Annotated in this window: 4 protein-coding genes; 1 reads left to right on the top strand and 3 read right to left on the bottom strand. The window is 37.8% G+C overall.

Translation table 11 applies throughout. The features are described 5' to 3' along the window. On the top strand, positions 1–109 hold a 109-nt coding region (locus HZA38_06510), incomplete at its 5' end, for an IS30 family transposase (protein ID MBI5415132.1). Positions 110–549: 440 nt separating this feature from the next. Here HZA38_06510 and HZA38_06515 read toward each other — a convergent pair. The 3 genes from HZA38_06515 to HZA38_06525 form a co-directional block, all read right to left on the bottom strand. Beyond that, entirely contained in the window at positions 550–849 is a 300-nt protein-coding gene (locus HZA38_06515) for a hypothetical protein (protein ID MBI5415133.1), read from the bottom strand. A 31-nt stretch (positions 850–880) separates the two neighbouring features. After that, positions 881–3,037: a UvrD-helicase domain-containing protein gene (locus HZA38_06520; protein ID MBI5415134.1), complete on the bottom strand. Its 2,157-nt coding sequence runs from the start codon at positions 3,035–3,037 to the stop codon at positions 881–883. A gap of 243 nt (positions 3,038–3,280) precedes the next feature. Continuing rightward, a partial coding sequence (locus tag HZA38_06525) for an IS30 family transposase (protein MBI5415135.1) occupies positions 3,281–3,486 on the bottom strand: 206 nt, incomplete at its 5' end.

The raw sequence follows: 3,486 nt of genomic DNA on the forward strand, positions 1-3,486 counted from the left end.
CAAAGTATCAGAAGAAAAAATCTATGCAGTACAAGAAAAACTCAACGACAGACCAAGAAAATCACTTCGATATCGTACTCCAAATGAAGTCATTTCTGATCTCCTCTAGGGGTGGTGCTTATAATCCTTGAATTTTCCATTTATATAAAATATACATTTTTTTTAAATACATATAAATTCGCTGGAATGCCTCAAAATAACTAAAAATCATTTCTTAGAATTTATTTTCAGAAGGGTTTCATAGCCTGAAGTATCTGAAAACGCCGTATAACGCAAATTTTGAGGGCATTCTCTGAAAAAGCTCAGCAAGAAGCGGTAAAAATGGGAATGCGCCTATTTTTCATGATTTGAGAGAAGGAATTCAGAGAGAATGGAATCTTCACTTCACGAAGAAATCACTCTCATAATCTTTTTCATGAATTCAAAAAATTATTTTTCTAGAGCAGGAATAGACAAGGGGAGTGAAAAACAGAAATACTTTTAACTTTGCACAATGTATCTTGAGCAAAGTTATAATACGAAGACAAAGTATATTAGTTCTCCTATTTTTTAGTCACCAGTAACTAAGTCAATACTGGCATAAACACGTCTTGAGCATTCACCAGATACTAGTTCTAGCAAAGAGTTGATTTCCTCGGTGGAATTAATTCCTAACTTTGAGAGGGCTTCCTTAAAGTTTTTAATAAATTCTTTGGATAATGTTGGAAATTCTGATCTTCCTAAGCTCGGTGGAGGTGTTGAAGCTGGAGGTCTTGTTGGCGCAGGCAATTCTTCCATACGCCCTGCTAAACCTATCCCGAGGACTGGTGGATCTTGAGTACGAGAGTTGGCATCTTCAATTTTGCTCATAATTAAAAAAAAGAAAAAATCTATTTTGATTTTAGACAATTTTCTTTAGCGGCGCAATTGATGCCGCAAATCGTTTTAGAATTCCATTCCCAAAATCAATCGTCAAAATATCTCCATCCACATCTTCTACCTTTCCCTCCCCAAATTTCGGATGCCTCGCAATATCCCCTTTCTCAAAACATGACACAAGTGCATCCTCATCCTCAAATGAAACATACGAAAGCTCTTTTTCATCTTTATTCTGCTGAGTTCCTCCCATCCATCTTGGTGCATTTTCAAAATTCACGGCGTTTAATGGAATCTCTCGGAGAAAACGCGATGGAGGATTTGCAGAAAAACTTCCGAAAAGAAGCCTCTCATGCGCATACAAGAGAAAGAGATGATCTTTTGCTCTTGTCATTCCTACATACATGAGTCTTCGCTCTTCCTCCATATCGTCTGGATCAAACATGGAACGAGAATGAGGAAATACGTTTTCCTCGCACCCAACAACGAACACCACAGAAAATTCGAGTCCTTTTGCAGAATGAAGTGTCATAAAAGTGAGCGCGTCCTTTTCCTCATCAAGCGAATCAAGATCAGCAATAAGAGCAACTTCTTCTAAAAAGAGAGGAAGTGATTCTTCCGGCGGAACATGACTGTATTTTTGCGCTACAGAAATAAGTTCACGAACGTTTTCAATACGGACTTCTCCTTCTTCAGTTCCGTCGCGCAGATGTGCCTCAAAATCAATTTCCTTAATGAGATATTCAATAAAATCCGCTGCAGAAAGAGTTGGTCTGAGTTCTCTGAGCTTTTCGATGATTCCTTCAAATTTCTTAATAGTGTTCTGACTCCTCGAAAAAATTCCCTCTGCCATTTGAATATGGGCGAGAATTTTTCCAACCGGCATCTCTCTCTCAGCAGCAAAAGCAAGGATTTTTTGTATCGTTACCGCTCCGATTTTTCGTGATGGTTTATTGATAATTCGCTCAAAGGAAACGGTATCTGCGGGATTCATGATAAATCGCAAATAGGCGATAATATCTTTAATTTCCGCTCTTGCATAAAATTTTACTCCTCCAATAATTTGATAGGGAATGCCATGTCTCAGCGCCGCTTCTTCGAGCACTCGACTTTGAGCATTGGTTCGATAGAGCACCACCATATCATTTCGAGAATATTTCCCCGAACGGACCAATTCTTCAGTTTTTCTGAGAATCCATTCGCCTTCTTCCCGCTCATCGCGCATTTCGAGAATATTGACTCCCTCTCCACTCCCCTTCTCCGTAAACATCTTTTTCTTCACTCTCGAAACATTGTGATCAATGACTCCATCAGCCGCATCGAGAATATTTTGAGTAGATCGATAATTTTGCTCGAGTTTTATCACTTTTAATTCTGGATATACTTTTTCAAAATTGAGAATATTCTGAATACTCGCTCCTCGAAAGGAATAGATCGCCTGATCTGAATCCCCAATAGCGCAAATATTTCGATATTTTTCCGCGAGAAGACGCGCCATAGTATCCTGTACGGTATTCGTATCCTGATATTCATCGATAGAGAGGAAATGCCATCTTTCCTGATATTTTTCCAAAATGCGGGGCTCGGCGAGAAAAATTTTCACAGGAAGTGAAATGAGATCATCAAAATCAACCGCACCTGAATGAGAGAGATGAGCCTCATATTTTTTATACACTCGGTACACCACTTCTTGATACGTATTCTCAACGAGTCCCGCGTATTCATCAGCGGAAATGAGCGCATTTTTTGCGGATGATATTTGTTTGAGGAGTCCTTTCGGTTTATATTTGCTCGAGTCAATATCGGCATCTTTGAGGATTTGTTTTATCAAACTTTCGCTATCAGTAGCATCAAAAATACTAAAATTTCGATCTCGTCCAATCTTCTCCATTTCCACTCTTAAAATTCTCACGCCAAGAGAATGAAATGTCCCAATAATGGGCATTTCCACATTCTTTTGAAGTATTCTTTCTACGCGATTTCTCATTTCTTGAGCTGCCTTATTGGTAAACGTCACCGCAAGAATATTTCGTGGCAAAATTCCCTGTTCAATCATGTAGGCGATACGATGCGTGAGCACACGGGTTTTTCCAGATCCCGCTCCTGCTACGACGAGGAGAGGTCCTTTGAGATAGTAAGCAGCTTCGATCTGCCGATCATTGAGAGAAGAAAGGGAATGCACGAAGTCAAGATAGCAAAAAAGGATAAATGCGCCTATGAATTTTTTAAAGATCAAATATGGATTGTTGAATTTTAAATTTTGAAATTTTAAATTTCTAAATAATTTCTAAATTGTAATGTTTAAAACAAGAAACATGAATTCAGATATGGAATTTCAAAATTAAAAATTAGAAATTAAGATTTATTTAGAAAATTTAAAATTTCAAAATTTAAAAGGAAAATTCAAGGATTATAAGCACCACCCCTAGAGGAGATCAGAAATGACTTCATTTGGAGTACGATATCGAAGTGATTTTCTTGGTCTGTCGTTGAGTTTTTCTTGTACTGCATAAATTTTTTCTTCTGATACTTTGGAAAAATCTGTTTTCTTGGGAAAGTACTGTCTGATGAGTTTATTACAATTCTCCACTCCTCCTTTTTGCCAAGAAGAGTACGGATCACAAAAATATG

The sequence above is a fragment of the Candidatus Peregrinibacteria bacterium genome, from assembly GCA_016220175.1.
GTDB lineage: Bacteria > Patescibacteriota > Gracilibacteria > CAIRYL01 > CAIRYL01 > JACRHZ01.